Here is a 17692-nt window from a genome sequence, read left to right as displayed (position 1 = left end):
TCGGTCGGGGCCAGTCGGCTCTGGACCCGGCATTGGCAAGGTTGCGTCCGCTGCGTACGCTGCCCGCGTGGCGGACAGTGGCTTCAGGCTAGGCATCGACTTCGGCACCTCGAACACCGTCGCCGTCCTGCGCTGGCCGGACGGGCGAACGAAGCCACTGCTCTTCGACGGCTCGCCGTTGCTGCCGTCGGCGGTGTACGTCAACGCCGACGGCACGATCCTCACCGGGCGTGACGCCATGCACTCGGCGCGCCTCCAGCCGCACCGGTTCGAGCCGTATCCCAAGCGGCGGGTCGAGGAGGGGACCGTCTGGCTGGGCGAGCGCGACGTGCCCGTGCTGGAGCTCGTCGCGAGCGTGCTGCGCCGGGTCACCACCGAGGCCGAGCGGGTCGCGGGCGCCAAGCCGGGCCAGGTCAACATCACCCACCCGGCGACCTGGCCGCAGCAGCGCCGCCAGACGCTCGCCCAGGCCGCCACGGCCGCCGGCCTGCCCGCGCCGCTGCTGTCCTCCGAGCCGGTCGCCGCCGCCTCCTATTTCGTGGGCACCGTTGGCACGCACGTGCCTGTCGGCGGCATCGCCGTCGTCTACGACTTCGGCGCCGGCACCTTCGACGCGAGCGTCGTGCGCCGCAACGCCGGCGGCGGCTTCGACATGCTGGTGAGCGAGGGCCTCCCCGACGCGGGCGGCCTCGACGTCGACGCGGCCGTCGTGGCGTACCTCGGGCGCAACTTCGCCGGCCGCGAGGGCGACCAGTGGCGCCGGCTCACCAACCCGGAGAGCGAGTCCGACCGCCGGGCCGCCTGGCAACTGTGGGAGGACGCCCGGCTGGCCAAGGAGATGCTGAGCCGGGCCGCGACGACGTACGTCCACGTGCCCCTCTTCGACGAGAGCGTGCCGATCGGCCGGGAGCAGCTGGAGCAGCTCGCCAAGCCGATCCTCGACCGGACGGTGACCGCCACCCAGATCGCCATCCAGTCGGCCGGCGCCGCCCAGTCGCAGGTCGCGGCCGTCTTCCTGGTCGGCGGTTCGAGCCGCATCCCGCTCGCCGCCACCCTCCTGCACCGCGCGCTGGGCCTGGCCCCGACCGCGATCGAGCAGCCCGAGCTGGTCGTCGCCGAGGGCGCGCTGCACCTGGCCCCGCCGACCGGGCGGGCCTCGGTCGGCGGCACCACCGGCACGCCGATCGTCCCGTCGCCGACCTCCGGCGGCCCGCGCCCCACGTCGGGCGGGGGCATGGAGGTGAGCGGCGACGTGGCGGCCGCGCCGGTCTCGGCCGCCCCGGTGTCCGGCCAGCCCGTGTCGCCGGCGTTCAGCATGCCGTCGATGACCCCGCACCTGCCGCCGGTGCTGCAGACCGGCACGATGCCGGCGGTGCCGGCGCAGCAGACGCCTCCTCCGGTGAGCACGCCGCCGGTGAGCCCGCCGCCCGTCAGCACGCCGCCGGTGAGCCCGCCGCCGATGCAGCGCCCGCCCGTGGCGTTCCCGCAGCAGCGCCCGCCCGTGTACCAGCCGCCGCCGCCCCCCGTCGTGCAGCAGCGCCCGCCGGTGGTGGTGCCTCCGGTGGTACAGCAGACTCCCCCATGGCAGGCTCCGCCTCCTCCGCCGCCGCAGAAGCGGACCGGCACCTTCCTGGCGATCGGCGGTGGCGTGCTCGCGCTGCTGCTGGTCATCGGCGGGATCGTGTGGTTCGGCAACCGCAACGGCGGCGGAGGCGAGACCCCGGGCGGCGACGGCGGCACGTCGCAGGCCGCGGCGCCGCCCGCCTCCCCCGCGTGCGGTTACAAGATCGCGTACCTCGGCATGGCGTCGGGCACCGGCTCGGACGACGGCATCATGATGCGCAACAGCGTCCGGATGGCGGTCGACGAGTACAACCTGAAGCACACCGACTGCCCCGTGACCTTCGCTGAGTTCGACACGCAGGGCAAGGAAGACCTCAGCAAGTCGAAGGCCAACGACCTCGTCGCCGACTCGAAGATCATCGGCGTGATCGGTCCGGTGTACCGCAACGAGATCATCAGCGCCGGCCCGATCCTCAACACGGCCGGCATCCCGATGATCGCGCCGTTCGCGGCGGACGTGGACCTGACGACCATGGGCTGGGGCACGTTCTACCGGATCATCGGCTCCGACGAGGACCAGGCCAATGCCGGCGCGCGGTACCTCAAGAACACGATCAAGGCCAAGAAGATCGCGATCGTCTACGACGACACCGCCTTCGGCGAGGTCGGGCGCAAGGCGGTGTCCAACACGCTGGGCAGCCTGGCCGGCACGACCGTGTCGATCAAGCGGGCCGACAAGGACTTCGCGTCGGCGGTCAAGCAGGTCACCGACGGCGGCAACGACGCGGTGTACTTCGCCGGCCAGGCCGACGACGGCGCCGTCTTCGTCAAGGCGCTGCGCACGGCCAAGCCGAACTTCCCGATCGTCTCCTCCGACAAGGTGTTCACGCAGGGCTTCGTCAACAACACCGCCGGTGTCGCCGACGGCCTCATCGCGACCTGCCCCTGCCTGCCGGCCGAGAAGGCGGGCGGGGACTTCGCCTCGAAGTACCAGGCGAAGTTCGAGCAGACGCCCACCTACTACGGCCCGGAGTCGTACGACGCCGCCAACGTGTTCCTGGCGGGCCTGCAGGCCGGCAAGGCCACGCGGGAGGACATGGTGAAGTACGTCCGCGCGTACACCGGCAAGGGCGTGGCTCGGGAGATCAAGTTCGACGCGAGCGGCAACCTCGACGTCCCCGACCCGGTCATCTGGTCCTACAAGGTGGCAAACCCCTACATGAAGATCGACACGGCGATCCCGCCGGCGTAGGTCCTGGTCCGGACTCGACTGCGGCCTGTTCGTCACTGAGGCCGGGCCGCGGCGGGCCCAGCTATGAACAGGCCTTAACGGGCGATCTCCGTGACGCGGGACTCGCGCACGACGGTGACGCGGATCTGGCCGGGGTAGGTCAGCTCCTCCTCGATCTGCTTCGCCACGTCGCGGGCCAGCACGGCCGCCCCGATGTCGTCCACGTCGTCGGGGCGGACCATGACCCGGATCTCGCGGCCGGCCTGCATCGCGAAGACCTTCTCGACGCCGGACTTGCCGCCGGCGATCTCCTCGATGCGCTCGAGGCGCTTGACGTACGCCTCCAGGCTCTCCCGCCGCGCGCCCGGACGCCCGCCGGAGCAGGCGTCGCTGGCCTGCGTCAGGACCGCCTCGATGGTCTGCGGCAGCACCTCGTTGTGGTGGGCCTCGATCGCGTGCACGACCTCGTCCGACTCGCCGTACTTGCGGGCCACGTCGGCCCCGATGAGCGCGTGGCTGCCCTCGACCTCGTGCGTGAGCGCCTTGCCGATGTCGTGCAGGAACGCGCAGCGCTTGATGAGCGCGGGGTCCAGGCGCAGCTCGGAGGCCATGATGCCGGCAATGTGGGCGGTCTCCACGAGGTGCTTGAGGACGTTCTGGCCGTAGCTGGTGCGGTACCGGAGACGCCCGAGCAGCGTCATGAGCTCCGGGTGGAGGTCGGTGATGCCCACCTCGACCAGCGCATCCTCGGCCGCGCGCAGGCAGAGGCGCTCCACCTCGTGCTTCGCCTGCTCGAAGACCTCCTCGATGCGGTGCGGGTGGATCCGCCCGTCGAGCACCAGCTTCTCCAGCGTCAGCCGCCCGATCTCGCGCCGCACCGGGTCGAAGCAGGAGAGCAGCACCGCCTCGGGCGTGTCGTCGATGATGAGGTTGACCCCGGTCGTCGACTCGAACGCCCGGATATTGCGCCCCTCGCGGCCGATGATCCGGCCCTTCATCTCGTCGCTGGGCAGGTGCAGCACGCTGACCACGCTCTCCGCGGTCTGCTCGCTGGCGACCCGCTGGATGGCGTCGACGACGATGTGCCGGGCCCGCTGCTCGGCCGTGTTCCGCGCGTCGTTCTCGATGTCCCGCACGAGCAGCGCCGCCTCGCGCTTGGCCTGCCCCTCGATCGTCTCGACGACCTCGACCCGGGCCGCGTCGGCGGTGAGCCCGGCGATCCGCTCCAGCTCGGCGCGGTGCCGCTCCTCGCCCTCCGCGAGCTCGGCCTCCCGCCGGACCGCGTTGCCCTCCCGGTCCGCCAGATCCGCCTCGGTACCGCTGATGCGCCGGTCCCGCTCCGCCAGCCGCTCGGCCTCCTCGGCCAGCAGCCGCTCCCGCTCGTCGAGCCGCCGCTGCCGCCGCTCGGCGTCCTGCGACTGCTCCTTCGCCACGGCGGTGAGCTGGTTGACCTCGCGCTCGCCCGCCTTCCGCGCCGCCGCCCGGGCCTGCTCGGCGTCGGCCTCGGCCTGCCGGTGGGCCCGCTCGAGCAGCGAGTCGGCCTCGGCCCGGGCCGCGTCGAGGATCCGGCGCGCCTCCGACCGGGCGGCGCTGGCCTCGGCCTTGGCCGCCGCCGCCTCGGTCCGCGCCGCCGCCGCGGCCGCCCGCGCCTCGTCGACCGCCGCGGTCGCGTCCTCGGCCGCCGTCCGGAGGCTGGCGAGCGAGTGCTCCTGCCGATCCTTCTCGGCGAGGAAGGCGGGATCATCCGCGGGGACCTGCACCGGTCCCAGGGGAACGTTGAGCTTGCGGATCACCTTGAGCGCCGCGACGAGCACGACGACAACCACGACGACGAGGACGGCCACGGCGGCCGTCAGGACGATCTGCCCGGTCACGCGGTCACCTCGAAGCGGTAGGCCCCACTGTTCTGTGTGCGCACGCCTTGCCCGGCGTGCGGCGGAGGCACACAATCCCCACCGCGCACCGTTACTGCAACAGACCTTCCAGCCCGGCCTGCGGCTGCGTCCCGGCGCTCTCTGCCGGCCTTGCGGCGGCGCCTCCGGGCCGGCCCGCGGGTCTTCGGGCCTCGCTCGCTGGACTCGCCTCGCTCGTCGGACTCGCCTCGCTCGCCGGGCTGGTCGGGGGCGCCACTCTTCCCGAGAGTGTCAGCTCCACCGGCACCCAAGGCTCCGGCGCCGCGCCACGTCTGGACGGCTAGGGCCCTACGGCGTTCGCTGGTGGGATCGTCCGCGGCGTCGGCGGTGCCGGACATGTCCACGGTATCCCGGACGGCTTCGGCCCGACCGGCGCGGCCGCCCGGTGGGGCGTTCGGGTCGCAGAGGATGACACGGGCGCATTCCGTCACGACGTCACCTCGCTCCGCTCGGCGCCGCACAACGAGGTGCGACGCGGGTGATGGGGAGGAGACGCCCGACCTAGGTGCCATCAAGGTACATCGATATCGAGGCTTAGAAAGCCCCGCTGCTGGGTCGCTGCCAGCGCCGCCACCTCCCGCAAGGCGCGGCGCATCGTTCCAGTGCAAAATCTCGTAAGTGTTGCTGATCTGTGACGCGATCTATGTTGTGCGGTAAACCCGCGGTGGTTGGGCGGTCTCCATCTGGTAACGCCGAGGCTAGGTCGTCAAGGGCGCTTCGGTCAAGGACTCATGATCGGGCACCATACGGGACGTAAGTCCGTCAAGTACCTTCCCCGGCCGAAACACCCTATCAGGGTCTTTTGCCCGGATGTTTCCGGCATGTCAACCGACGAGCGGCACCAATGTTCGACGTGAGGTGACCGAGTAACAACAACGCGCCACCGCGGCGACCCAAGAACCAGCGACCATTCCACCACAGTGCGTGGTCCCGGCCAACACCCCATCGACGACCGTCGTAGAAGCTACCCGGCAGCCAGCCACTGGTCACGATCACCCTCCGCCGAGGTCTTCCGTGTCGAGTACGACCCACAAACGTCCGCGATCATGAACGGCCAACCGGCAGAAACGCCCAGAACCTGCCGGTACCCGGCATACGAACGGACACCTGTGGCAATCGGGTGGCCGGGCCATCAAGTGGACAGCAAGTGGGCGGCCGGACACGCGGGAACCAGCGGGTGGCCAGGCAGGCCCTCGGCAAGCGGGCGGACGAAGCCGGCACCGCTCAAGCAGGCGTGCGAACAGCCCGACCGCACATGGACAGGCGGTCAGACGGGCAGGCGGCACACACGCGGCGAGCACGAGGCCCACGGCGGGCGCGCGGACGGACAGCCCGCACGTTCGCGGGCAACCACGCGCCCCAGCGGCCGACGTGCGAGGCGGCAGGGTCAGCCGGCGTCCGGGTCGTACGTGGCGTCGGCCAGCGCGTCCGGGTCGACAGCCTCCGCGAACTCGGCCGCCTCGGCGTCGCGCTCGGACATGGCCTCCTTGACCAGGCGGATGGCGAGCCCGGGCGGATACCCCTTCCGGGCCAGCATCCCCACGATCCTCCGGAACGCCACCTCGGGAGTGGACCTCGACTCGACCCGCAGGCGGCGTACCACCAGCGCCCGCGCCGTCTCCTCCTCCACGTCCGGGGCGACCTGCTCCAGCGCCTCCCCGACCTCGTCCGACGAGACGCCCTTGCGCCGCAGTTCGCCCGCCAGCGCCCGGCGGGACAGGCCCCGCCCGTGGTGCCGGCTGCTCACCCACGCCCGGGCGAAGGCGGCGTCGTCGATGATGCCCACCTCGTCATACCGGTCGAGGATCTCCGTGGCGATCTCGTCGTCCACGCCGCGCTTGCGCATCGCGGTGGCCAGCTCCGCCCGAGTGCGGGGCCGGATCGCCAGCTGCCGCAGGCAGATCTCCCGCGCCGCCTCCCGCGGATCAACCGGCGACGCACCGCGCCCCGACCGATCCGCAGCCCCGGCGCGATCCGGGGCCCCGGCACGATCCGGCCGAGCGCTCCGATCCCCCCGCGCTCGCCCCCGAGCGCTCCGAGCGTCCCGAGCCCGCCCCCCGGCCGAGCGGCCATCCGGAACACGAGCCACCGGGGCGTCCACGCGAGCGTCCCCGGCGGCAGCATCAGCCGGCGCACCGGGCACCGCGTCCGCCCAAGGCGACCCGGTCCCCGACTCCGGCCCCGCCCACGACGGCACCTCGGGTTTTCGGCGCTCCCGGCTCATCCCCGCCCGAGCCGGCCGCGCATCCGCCGCAGGCGGCGACAGCCAGGGATTCGGCCCGTCGTCGTTCTGCGCGTCGACCAACCACGACGGCAGCGCGATCTCGCCGTCGTCCGGCATACCGTTCACCTCCGGCCCCCGTAGCCAGCGCTCTGCAGAGCACCGAGACCCGGTGCCGGCCTGGCGCGGCTTGGCCCACGCCCGCCGGCACCGGGTGGTCTCGGCGACGATCAGCAACGCCGATCAGAAGTCGACGGAAGCAGTCTCCGGCCCGCCGGCCGCGTCGGTGGCCTGGCCGACCCCTACGCCGAGCTTCTCCTTGATCTTCTTCTCGATCTCGGCCGCCACGTCGGGGTTGTCGCGCAGGAACTTGCGCGAGTTCTCCTTGCCCTGGCCGAGCTGGTCGCCATCGTACGTGTACCACGCGCCGGACTTGCGGATGATCGTCTGCTCGACGCCGACGTCGATCAGCGAGCCCTCGCGCGAGATGCCCTTGCCATACATGATGTCGAACTCGGCCTGCTTGAACGGCGAGGCCACCTTGTTCTTGACCACCTTGACGCGCGTCCGGTTGCCGACGACGTCGGTGCCGTCCTTCAGGCTCTCGATGCGCCGCACGTCGAGGCGGACCGACGCGTAGAACTTCAGCGCGCGACCACCGGTCGTGGTCTCCGGGCTGCCGAACATGACGCCGATCTTCTCCCGCAGCTGGTTGATGAAGATCGCCGTCGTGCCCGAGTTGTTGAGGGCACCGGTGATCTTCCGCAGCGCCTGGCTCATGAGGCGGGCCTGGAGGCCGACGTGGCTGTCGCCCATCTCGCCCTCGATCTCGGCGCGCGGCACGAGCGCGGCGACCGAGTCGATGACGATGATGTCGAGCGCGCCGGAGCGCACCAGCATGTCGACGATCTCGAGCGCCTGCTCACCGGTGTCCGGCTGGGAGACGAGCAGCGCGTCGGTGTCGACGCCGAGCGCCTTGGCGTAGTCGGGGTCGAGCGCGTGCTCCGCGTCGATGAACGCCGCGATGCCGCCCTGTGCCTGCGCGTTGGCGATCGCGTGGAGCGCCACCGTCGTCTTACCGCTCGACTCCGGTCCGAAGACCTCGATCACCCGGCCGCGGGGCAGGCCGCCGATGCCGAGCGCCACGTCGAGGGCGATCGAGCCGGTCGGGATCACCGCCTGTGGGGCAATGACACGCTCGCCGAGACGCATCACGGAGCCCTTGCCGAACTGCTTGTCGATCTGCGAGAGGGCGAGCGTGAGCGCCTTCTCCCGATCGGGTTGTACTGCCATGTCCGTCACCCCTGGGTTCGCGGTCTTCGTCGGCGTTCGTTTGGTCACGCTGACACGCTAAGCGCCGGGTATGACAAAAACTGCCGCAGTGGCGCCCAACGAGTGAGGAGAGTACCCGTACATCTGTACGATCAACATGCTGACACGCCGAAAAACATCACTTCAGGCGGGCAGGGACACGCTCCGGGTATGCGGCGACTACAGCCCGCCACACCACGGCGGTCTCCTCCCCGCCGGCGAGCGCCTCGTCGATCGTGCGGCCCCCGAGCTGGGACAGCACCTGGTCGTGGGCGATGCTCTTCGCGTACCCGACGCCGAACACCTGATCCAGTCGCTGCCAGAAATCCGTCAAACGCACGGCATCAAGTTAAGCAGCCGACCGGCGCAGCACCATCGCCAGCAACGGCACGACCCCGACCGCGGCGACGGCCGTCAGCGCCGGGTACCCGAACAGGTCGACCACGACGCCGGCCAGCGCTCCGGCGGAGGCCCCGGCGACGCCCATCACGACGTCGGAGAGCCCCTGCACGCCGGCCCGCTGCTCCACCGGCACCGACTCGGTCAGCAGCGTCGAACCGGCCACCATCGTGCAGCCCCAGCCCAGGCCCAGCAGCGCCAGGCCGATGGACAGCCGCGGGGTGTTGTCGCCGGCGGTACCGCTGAACAAGCAGGCAAGCAGCAGCACCCCGACGCCGCCCAGGATCACCGGCCGGCGGCCGAAGCGGTCGGCGAGCCAGCCGATGACGGGGGACAGCGCGTACATCCCGGTGATGTGGATGCTGATCACCAGCCCGACCACGCGCAGCAGGTCGCCGTGGTCGTGCACGTAGTCGCCGATGTGCACGGGCGTCATCGACATCACACCGACCATCACCACGTGGCCGACCGCGACCGACACGACCCCGACCCGCGCCCCGGGGCTCGCCCGGACCGTCCGCACCGCAGCCCGCCACACCCCACGAGACGCGGAGTCCGATTTGCCCGGAACTTCGGACAGGGAACGAGCCGTCAGCAACGGATCGGGCCGCAAGAACACCAGCAACACCAGACACGCCAGCACGAACACCACAAAACTGAACAAGTACGGCCCCCCGTACTCTGGCACACCGAACCGGGCCAGCCACCGGTCCGCCCACGGCGCCAGGTTCGGCCCCGCCACCGCGCCGAGCGTCGTCGCCCAGACCACGACCGACAGGTGCCGCGCCCGCCGGTCCGGCGCCGCCAGGTCCACCGCCGCGTACCGCGACTGCAGGTTGGCCGCGCTCGACCCGCCGAACAGGAACGTCCCCGTGAACAGCAGCGGCACGCTGTCCCACCACACCGCCGCCGCGACGAGCAGTGCGCCGAGCGCCCCGGCCGCGTACGCGAACGCCAGCCCGGGCCGCCGCCCGCCGGTCCGCATGAGCCGAGTGGCCGGGATCGCGATCAACGCGGCGCCGATCACGGCCGAGCTGCCGGCCAGGCCCGCGGCCGTCGGACCGGCCATCGACGCGGCCAGCAGCGCGCCGACGGAGACCCCGCTGGCCACGCCGAGGCCGCCGACGACCTGCATCGAGACCAGCAGGCCGAGCGTGCGGCGTTGCAGGCGAGGGACGTCGGTGGCGGGCGGAGCAGCGAGAGCGGTCACGCACGACATCGTCGCGTACGCACCGCGACCCGCACCACTCCTTACTCGGTGTTCTCCAGCGTCGATGCCACGGCGTTGAGCGCCGCTTCGGCGTCGTCTCCGGTCGCGCGCACGACGACCGTCGATCCCGCCCGCGCCCCCAGCCCGATCACCGCGAGGACGCTCCTGGCGTTGGCCTGTTTCCCATTTTGGGAGATTTCGACGGTACTGCTGAATCCCGCGACAACCCGGACAAGTGCCGCGGCAGGGCGGGCGTGCAGGTCGACGGGCAGGACGACCGGCAGCTCAGAGCTTGCGGACATCGCGGGCCTCCACGGCCGCCTGCGTGACGGCCTCCAGGTCGGCCCCGGTGCTGGCCAGGACCGCCGCGGCGACCGCTCCCTCGACGAACGGCGCGTCGACCAGCACGGCGTCGTTGGCGACCCGGTCCTCGAGCACGGTCTGCGCGGTGAGCACGGCGCTGCCCAGGTCGGTGAGCACGAGCACGCCGGCGCCCCGGTCGGCCCGGTCGATCGCCACCAGGATGCGGTCGTAGCTGGTCCCCAGCGCGCCGTCGTCGGTGCCGCCGGCCGCCTCGATCGGCACCTGCTCGCCCGCCACCTGGACGAGCATGTCGCGCAGCCCGTGCGCCAGCCGCTCACTGTGCGATACGAGCACGATTCCCACCGGTTGCCCCATGTCGGGCAATGCTATGTGCCCGCCGTACCGCCAAAATGACTGGCATGAAGAAGTTCTTGAACGACCCCGCGGACGTCGTGCGGGAGGCGCTCGCCGGGGTGGCCGCCGCGCATCCGGAACTTCGTGTGGACCTCGACCAGCAGTTCGTGGTGCGCGCCGACGCGCCCCGGGCGGGCAAGGTCGGCCTCGTCTCGGGCGGCGGGTCGGGGCACGAGCCGCTGCACGGCGGGTTCGTCGGGCCGGGCATGCTCGACGCCGCCTGCCCGGGCGAGGTGTTCACGTCGCCGGTCCCCGACCAGATCATCGCCGCCACGAAGGCCGTCGACGGCGGCGCCGGGGTCGTGCACATCGTGAAGAACTACACCGGCGACGTCATGAACTTCGAGCTGGCCGCCGAGCTCGCCGACGACGAGGGCATCCGGGTCGAGACGGTGCTCGTCGACGACGACGTCGCGGTCGAGGACTCGACGTGGACCGCCGGGCGGCGCGGCACGGGCGCCACGCTGCTGGTCGAGAAGATCGCCGGCGCGCTCGCCGAGGAGGGCGCGCCGCTCGCGGACGTCGCCGCCGTCGGCCGCCGCGTGAACGAGCGGTCCGCGTCGTTCGCCGTCGCGCTCACCGCGTGCACCACGCCCGCCGCCGGCAAGCCCGGGTTCGACCTGCCCGCCGACGAGATCGAGGTCGGCGTCGGCATCCACGGCGAGCCCGGCCGCAGCCGGCAGCAGCTGCGCCCCGCGAAGGAGATCGCGGCGCTGGTCGTCGAGGCGATCCTGACCGCCAAGCCGATCCCGTCCGGCGAGCCCGCGATCGTCCTGGTCAACGGGCTCGGGGCGACCCCGCTCATCGAGTTGTACCTCATGTTCGGCGAGATCTCCCGCCTGCTGGACGAGGCCGGGGTGGGCGTCGCGCGCTCCCTCGTCGGCAACTACGTGACCAGCCTCGACATGGCCGGCCTGTCCCTGACGGTCTGCCGGGTGGACGACGAGCTGCTGCGGCTGTGGGACGCGCCGGTCCGCACGCCCGGCCTGCGCTGGGGGGCCTGAGCATGGAGGCGGATCTCGCCCGCGCCTGGGTCGAGGGGATCGCGGCCGCCGTGCGCGAGCGGGCCGACGAGCTGACCCAGCTCGACGCCGCGATCGGCGACGGCGACCACGGCGTGAACCTCCGCCGCGGCTTCGACGCCGTCGTCGCGGCGCTCGCCGGCGCCGACCTGGCGACCGGCGGCGAGGTGCTGGTCAAGACCGGGACGACGCTCGTGTCCAAGGTCGGCGGGGCCTCCGGCCCGCTGTACGGTCAGGCCTTCCGCGCGATCGGGAAGGCGCTGCAGCAGGACGCCACCCTCGCCGAGGCGCTGCGGGCGGGGCTGGATGCCGTGCAGAAGCTCGGCAAGGCCGTCCCCGGCGACAAGACGCTGGTCGACGCGCTGGTGCCGGCCGTTGAGGCGTTCGAGGCGACGGGCGACGCCGCGGCGGCGGCCCGGGCGGCGGCGGACGGCATGCGCGCCACGGTGCCGCTGCAGGCCCGCAAGGGCCGCGCGTCGTACCTCGGCGAGCGCAGCGTCGGCCACCAGGACCCGGGCGCCACCTCGATGTCGCTGGTCTTCGCCGCCTTGGCCGACGCTGCGGCCGCGACCGCGGCTACAGGCCCAGACCCCGGCCGATGATCTCCTTCATGATCTCCGTCGTGCCGCCGTAGATCGTCTGGACGCGGCTGTTCAGCCAGGCCTTGGCGACCGGGTACTCCAGCATGAACCCGTACCCGCCGTGCAGCTGCACGCAGCGGTCGGCCACCTTGTTCTGCAGCTCCGTCGTCCACCACTTGGCCTTGGCCGCGTCGACGACCGACAGGCGCCCCGCGTTCTGCTCGAGGATGCAGGCGTTCAGGAAGGTCCGCGCGATCGTCACCTCGGTGTCCAGCTCGGCCAGCAGGAACCGGTTGTGCTGGAACCGGCCGATCGGCCGGCCGAACGCCTCCCGGGTCCGCGCGTACTCCAGCGTGATCCCGAGAATGTGCTCGGCCGCCGCGACCGCGGCGACGGCGATGCCCAGCCGCTCGCGCGGCAGGTTGGCCATGAGGTGGTAGAAGCCCTGGTTCTCCTGGCCGAGGAGGTGGTCGGCCGGGATCCGGCAGTCGTCGAAGAACAGCTCCGCCGTGTCGTTGGCCTTGAGCCCGACCTTCTCCAGGCGCCGCCCCCGGCTGAACCCGGGCGTCCCGGTCTCGACCGCGAACAGGCTGATGCCGTGCGCCCCGCGCGCCGCGTCGGTCTTGGCCACGACGATCACCAGGTCGGCCATCTCGCCGTTGGTGATGAACGTCTTCTGCCCGTTGAGCACCCAGGAATCGCCGTCCCGCACGGCGGTCGTCCGGATCCCGGCCAGGTCGGAGCCCGCCCCGGGCTCGCTCATCGCGATGGCGGTGACGATGTCGCCGGAGCAGAACCCGGGCAGCCACCGCTTCTTCTGCTCGTCGGTCGCCAGCTCGGTCAGGTACGGCGCGACGACGTCGTTGTGCAGCCCGAACCCGAGCCCGGACGCGCCCGCCGCGACGATCTCCTCGACGAGCACGGCGTTGAACCGGAAGTCACGCTGCCCGCCGCCCCCGTACGCCTCGTCGACGTCCATCCCGAGCAGCCCGGCGGCCCCGGCCTTCCGCCAGACCTCCCGGTCGACGATCCCCGCCTTCTCCCACGCGTCGTTGAACGGAACCGCCTCGCGGGCCAGGAACTCCTTGCACAGTTCCCGGAAGGCCTGATGCTCCGCCTCATACAGGTGCTGCTCCATGCGCGCAAGTGTGCGACGCGAGACACGGTCTCGCCTAGGTCCTGTCCTGCCGATCAGGCAGGACGGCGATCAGGCAGGACGGCATCAGGCAGGGCCTAGGCTCGTCACAGCCCGAGCATGCCGTACAGGTGGTCCGGCAGCGGCTCCGCTCCCGTCGGCGCCGTCACGCTGACCCGCGCCCCGAAGTCCGAGTACGTGGCCTGCACCGTATTGTCCGGAATGTTGACCTTCATCGTGACCAGCCGCCCCTGCCCGTCGAGGGTCGCCTCGAACGGCACCGCCTTCGCCGCCTCCCCGAGCTGCAGCACCCGGGCGATGTTGACCGGCCCCCAGGCGGCGACCCGGGTCATGTCGACGGTCCCGCTGTACCGGTCCCCGTCCCGCCGCACGTCGTGCGTGGCCGCGACCAACGCCTGCACCCCGGTCGGGTCCTCGATCGCGCTGATCCCGAGCGCCCCGGGCCGGGTCATGCGCGCCCGATCGACCTTGTACCAGGTGTTCCCGTCGAAACCCGGCATCGGCAACCCGGTCAGCCGCGTGTACGCCACCCCGCCCACCGACACCGTGTCGATCTTCAGGCTGGCCCCGTCGGACGTCACCGCCACGGAGGCGTCGAGCAGGTCGGCGACCGGGTCGATCGCCCCCTGGTACTTCCCCTCGTTGGCCGTCACGCTGAACCGGTAGCTGCCCATCCCGAACGCCGACAGGCCGGCCGCCAGCCCGGTCGGCGAGGCCGAAGCGGCCGGGGACGCCTTCGGCCTGTCCGGGTCGGCCCCGAACGAACACCCAGCCAGCGCCAACAGCGCAACGAGCGCGACGAATGCCGACCTCATCTGCCGCAGCGTAGTGCCTGCCCGCCCCGCCCCGCTCTTCCCGGTCCGCTCAGGGCGGCCGGCGCCCTCCGCCCGCAGCGCCCCGGCAACTCGCGGGCCGGCGCACCCGCTCCGAGCCGCGCACTCTCCGCGCCAACAACCAACCCTCCCAGCACCGCGCTCCCTTGAGCGGGCGCCAGGGAGGCCGGGTCAGCGGTTCAGCAGGGCGTAGACGGCGGCCGTGGCCGGTAAGACGTCCGAGGCCTTCGGCGCGGCGACCGCGACGGGCTGGCCGTGGCCGGCGTACTCGACCGTCATCGCCTGCTCCCCCACCGTCCCGTACGCCGGAACCGTGATCCTCAGCGCCGTCAGCCGCTGCTGGTCGTCGAGCGTCGCGGTGAACGGCGCGTTCTTCGCCTTCTCGCCGAGCGCCGCCAGCACCGCACTGTCGTCAATCCCGAGGTCACCGCCGGCGCTCAGGTCGAACGTGCCGGTGACCGTCGTCGGGCTCTCCAGCTTCGCGCTGCCCACCCGCCCGACGAAGGTCTGGCTCCCGGTCGGGTCCTTCTCCTCGATCAGCCCGACGATCTCCGGCTTGGTGACCTTCGACCGATCCAGCTTGTACCACTTCTTCGGGTCGATGCCCGGCGCCGCCGCGCTGCTCTTGTAGAAGTAGTCGGCGCCGACCACGATCCCCTCGATCGTGAACTTCACCCCGCCGACCGCGCCCTCGGCCTTGACCTGCTGCTTGCCGGCCGGATCGATCGCACCCGAGAACGTGCCCTCGGCGATCGCCATCCGATACGTATACGTCGACGCGTTGAGGCCCTTGACCGCCTTGTCCAGCACGCTCTTCGCGTCCGCCGGCGAGGGCGACGCGGATGCCGGTGCCTTGCCGCTCGTGGCCCCGGTCTTCGGCTCGTCGCCGCCTCCGCAACCGCTCGTGAACGCGATCGCCGCCACCGCGACGGCCGCCATGATCCTGCTGGTACGCATACATCCCCTCCTCGCATCGACGCCCGCGCGACGCCGCCAATCCCGGTCGGTCCCCAGCCGTCAGCCCGTGTCTCCCCGCCTCCTCACAACCCACCGAAGCGAGCGGAATGTCGCCCCGCCACCGGCCGCCGCGGACCGCACCTCGGCAACGGCAACCCGCTCGACGGTAGCGGCCCCGAGCCAACCGCGCCCGCGGCGGACAGCGGCTTTTCCTCGGCCCGCGCACACGTGGACGACCGGCCCGGATGGAGCCCCGGGGCCCGCCAGGCTCACGGCCGGCCCCGGGTGCGGTGGTCCTACGCCTGGTTGAGCATCTGGTAGACCGAGGCGGGCGCCTCCATGACCTCGGCCGCGGCCGGCGTCGTGACCGTGACCGGCGCGCCGAAGTCGCTGAACGTGAGCGCGATCTCCTCCGCCTTGGTGTCACCGTAGGCCGGCACGCTGACCTTCAGCGACGCGAGGTTGCCCTTGTCGTCGACGGTCGCCTCGAACGGCACGGTCTTCGCCTTGTCGCCGAGCGCCTTGACGGCGTCGTCGTCGACCGAGCCCCAGGTCTTCTTGCTGAAGTCCATCGTGCCCTTGATCGTCTTGCCGTCGGTGGTCTCCGCGGTGGCGACACTGCTCGGCAGCGACTTGAGCTCGACCGGGTCCTTGGGGTCGCCGAAGCCGAGCGCGTCCTTCACGGTCAGCTTGGCCGGGTCGAGCTTGAGCCACTTCTTGCCGTCGAAGCCGGGCAGCGGCAGCCCACTGATCTTCGCGTAGTAGGCCGTCGGGGTGAGCTGCGACTCGATGGAGAGCGACACACCCTCCTCCTGGATGGCGACCTTCCCGACGCTCACACCGGCCGCGGGGTCGGTGGCGCCGTCGACGGTGCCGCCGGAGATCGTCCCCTTGAACTTGTAGCTCGCCCCGGTCGTCTTGTTGATCGCCGCGGTGAGCAGCTCGGTGCCGGTCGGCGCCTTGGTCGGCGACGGCGCCGTCGCCGACGAACCGGCCGACGGGCTCGAACCACCCTTGTCGTCACCGCACGCGGCGACGAAGGCCAACGAGGCCACGGCGATGGCGCCGATGACGACGCTCTTCGCAATCTTCACGCTGTCTCTTCCTCCCTGGATGGCGACACCACCCCGTACTGGTGTCCACGCGCTGGCAGAGTAGCGGTCGGGTCCGACAACTTAGGGTCAACGGCCGTCACGAATGACTAACAAGCACCAAATGTCACACTTGTCGCTGAATGGTTCCGGCGGCCCGGCGCAGCACCGCTCCGGCCACGCGCGGCGCGTCGCGGGGATCGAGCGCGGCCGTCGTGATACGGATCGCCGGCGGGCTGACCAGGCGGTACATCGAACCTGGCGCGACCGCGAGCCCCTCCTCCCGCAGCCCGGCGACCATCGACGTCTCGTCGGCGACCGGCACCCACACGTTGATCCCGCTCACACCGTGTGTCGGCATCCCGTCGAACGCGTCACGCAGGGCCTGGCGTCGCACCGCGTAGACGTCGCGCGCCCGCGCCACCGTGTCCCGCGTCCCGGGATCGCGCCACAGCTCCACGGCGAGCCGCTGCAGGACGGTCGAGACCCAGCCGGTGCCCAGCCGCATGCGGCCCTCGATGCGCGCGATCGTCGTGTCGTCGCCGGCCACCAGCGCCATGCGCAGATCGGGCCCGTACGGCTTGGACAACGAGCGGATGTAGGCCCACGAGCCGGTCGCTCCGGCCAGCGGGTGCGCCGGCTCGTGCGCCAGTTCCGCCGCGTGATCGTCTTCAAGAACGAGGACTTGGCGGTACAGCATGAGCCTCCGCCGCAAGGCCTCGGCCCGCCTGCGGGTGACGAACGCGCCGGTCGGGTTCTGCGCGCGACCGGTCACCACCAGGGCCGCGACCCCGGCGGCCAGCGCGGCGGCCAGCCCGGCCTCGGTCGGCCCCTCGTCGTCGACCGGCACCGGCACCGCCGTGAGCCCGAGCGCGGCGACCAGGTCCAGCAGGTTGGCCCAGCCCGGGTCCTCGACCCCGACCCGGTCGCCGGGGCGTAAGTGGGCGACCAGCGCCCGCTCGATGCCATCGAGGGCGCCGCCGGTGACCGTCAGCCGACCGGCGGGGATGCCGTCGGCCGCGAACCGCTCGCCGGCCAGGTCGAGCAGCTCGGGCAGCGGCCCGCCGTGCTCGTAGCCTCCCGGGGGCAGGTCGTGCGAGAGCCGGATGAGGTGCCGGGCCAGGCCCGGTAACAGGTGCGGGTCGGGACCGCCGGCGGCGAGGTCGACGACGCCCTCGGGGACCGGGAGCGCGTGCACGGTGCGGCGGGCCACCGGCGGGCGCGGCCGGACGCGCGTGCCGCCGCGGCCGGCGGTCTCGATCACGCCGCGTTCGCGTAACGCACGATAGGCGGCTGCGACCGTCGCCGGACTGACCCCGAGCGCCGCGGCCAGGCTGCGCACGGGCGGCAACGGGGCGCCCGCGTCGAGCCCGCCGGTGCGGACGCCGGTCTCGATGCTGGCCGAGATCTCGGCTGCGGTGCCGCCGCTCGGCTGATATTGTACTGCCACAGTTCGGAGATTGTACTAGAACAAACGAGGTGCTGCG

Annotated in this window: 15 protein-coding genes; 3 read left to right on the top strand and 12 right to left on the bottom strand. The window is 72.0% G+C overall.

Annotation, left to right across the window (positions count from 1 at the left end; genetic code table 11):
• Window positions 1–67 precede the first annotated feature (67 nt).
• The gene (locus IEZ31_RS34775) at window positions 68–2815 is read left to right on the top strand and encodes an ABC transporter substrate-binding protein (protein ID WP_190254301.1); all 2748 of its coding nucleotides are present in this window, start codon (window positions 68–70) and stop codon (window positions 2813–2815) included.
• A gap of 74 nt (window positions 2816–2889) precedes the next feature.
• On the opposite strand, the gene rny is transcribed toward IEZ31_RS34775, so the two are convergent.
• From rny to dhaM, 7 genes are all read right to left on the bottom strand, one after another.
• Entirely contained in the window at window positions 2890–4587 is a 1698-nt protein-coding gene (gene rny / locus IEZ31_RS34770; RefSeq protein ID WP_444542474.1) for a ribonuclease Y, read from the bottom strand.
• Between the two features lie 1507 nt (window positions 4588–6094).
• Window positions 6095–6796 (bottom strand): regulatory protein RecX, encoded by a 702-nt coding sequence (locus IEZ31_RS34765; RefSeq protein WP_229836112.1) that lies wholly within the window; start codon window positions 6794–6796, stop codon window positions 6095–6097.
• A 375-nt stretch (window positions 6797–7171) separates the two neighbouring features.
• Complete coding sequence (gene recA / locus IEZ31_RS34760) at window positions 7172–8221, bottom strand: recombinase RecA (RefSeq protein WP_190254329.1); 1050 nt, start codon at window positions 8219–8221, stop codon at window positions 7172–7174.
• A 157-nt stretch (window positions 8222–8378) separates the two neighbouring features.
• Window positions 8379–8579: a DUF3046 domain-containing protein gene (locus IEZ31_RS34755; protein WP_190254300.1), complete on the bottom strand. Its 201-nt coding sequence runs from the start codon at window positions 8577–8579 to the stop codon at window positions 8379–8381.
• Between the two features lie 9 nt (window positions 8580–8588).
• Window positions 8589–9857, bottom strand: a complete 1269-nt coding sequence (locus tag IEZ31_RS34750; RefSeq protein ID WP_190254299.1) for an MFS transporter — start codon at window positions 9855–9857, stop codon at window positions 8589–8591.
• A gap of 32 nt (window positions 9858–9889) precedes the next feature.
• Entirely contained in the window at window positions 9890–10150 is a 261-nt protein-coding gene (locus tag IEZ31_RS34745) for an HPr family phosphocarrier protein (protein WP_190254298.1), read from the bottom strand.
• The gene (gene dhaM, locus IEZ31_RS34740; protein ID WP_190254297.1) at window positions 10134–10526 is read right to left on the bottom strand and encodes a dihydroxyacetone kinase phosphoryl donor subunit DhaM; all 393 of its coding nucleotides are present in this window, start codon (window positions 10524–10526) and stop codon (window positions 10134–10136) included. Before dhaM ends, IEZ31_RS34745 begins: the two co-directional genes overlap by 17 nt.
• 44 nt (window positions 10527–10570) lie before the next feature.
• Between dhaM and dhaK the strand changes: the two genes are divergently transcribed.
• Both dhaK and dhaL read left to right on the top strand, forming a co-directional pair.
• Complete coding sequence (gene dhaK / locus IEZ31_RS34735; protein WP_190254296.1) at window positions 10571–11569, top strand: dihydroxyacetone kinase subunit DhaK; 999 nt, start codon at window positions 10571–10573, stop codon at window positions 11567–11569.
• 2 nt (window positions 11570–11571) lie between these two features.
• The gene (dhaL, locus tag IEZ31_RS34730) at window positions 11572–12189 is read left to right on the top strand and encodes a dihydroxyacetone kinase subunit DhaL (RefSeq protein ID WP_190254295.1); all 618 of its coding nucleotides are present in this window, start codon (window positions 11572–11574) and stop codon (window positions 12187–12189) included.
• On the opposite strand, the gene IEZ31_RS34725 is transcribed toward dhaL, so the two are convergent.
• From IEZ31_RS34725 to IEZ31_RS34705, 5 genes are all read right to left on the bottom strand, one after another.
• Window positions 12164–13306, bottom strand: a complete 1143-nt coding sequence (locus tag IEZ31_RS34725) for an acyl-CoA dehydrogenase family protein (protein WP_190254294.1) — start codon at window positions 13304–13306, stop codon at window positions 12164–12166. The genes dhaL and IEZ31_RS34725 overlap by 26 nt on opposite strands.
• A 104-nt stretch (window positions 13307–13410) precedes the next feature.
• The gene (locus IEZ31_RS34720; protein WP_190254293.1) at window positions 13411–14139 is read right to left on the bottom strand and encodes a hypothetical protein; all 729 of its coding nucleotides are present in this window, start codon (window positions 14137–14139) and stop codon (window positions 13411–13413) included.
• 189 nt (window positions 14140–14328) lie between these two features.
• Window positions 14329–15114 carry a hypothetical protein gene (locus IEZ31_RS34715; RefSeq protein WP_190254292.1) on the bottom strand — a complete coding sequence of 262 codons (786 nt, stop codon included), beginning with the start codon at window positions 15112–15114 and terminating at the stop codon, window positions 14329–14331.
• Window positions 15115–15410: 296 nt separating this feature from the next.
• The gene (locus tag IEZ31_RS34710) at window positions 15411–16208 is read right to left on the bottom strand and encodes an LppX_LprAFG lipoprotein (protein WP_190254291.1); all 798 of its coding nucleotides are present in this window, start codon (window positions 16206–16208) and stop codon (window positions 15411–15413) included.
• A 124-nt stretch (window positions 16209–16332) separates the two neighbouring features.
• Window positions 16333–17655 carry an aminotransferase class I/II-fold pyridoxal phosphate-dependent enzyme gene (locus tag IEZ31_RS34705; RefSeq protein WP_190254290.1) on the bottom strand — a complete coding sequence of 441 codons (1323 nt, stop codon included), beginning with the start codon at window positions 17653–17655 and terminating at the stop codon, window positions 16333–16335.
• Between the last annotated feature and the right edge of the window lie 37 nt (window positions 17656–17692).

Source organism: Dactylosporangium sucinum (assembly GCF_014647515.1).
Taxonomy (GTDB): domain Bacteria; phylum Actinomycetota; class Actinomycetes; order Mycobacteriales; family Micromonosporaceae; genus Dactylosporangium; species Dactylosporangium sucinum.
The sequence above is the reverse complement of the archived record's forward strand: the minus strand, read 5'-3'. Positions and strand labels throughout refer to the sequence as shown.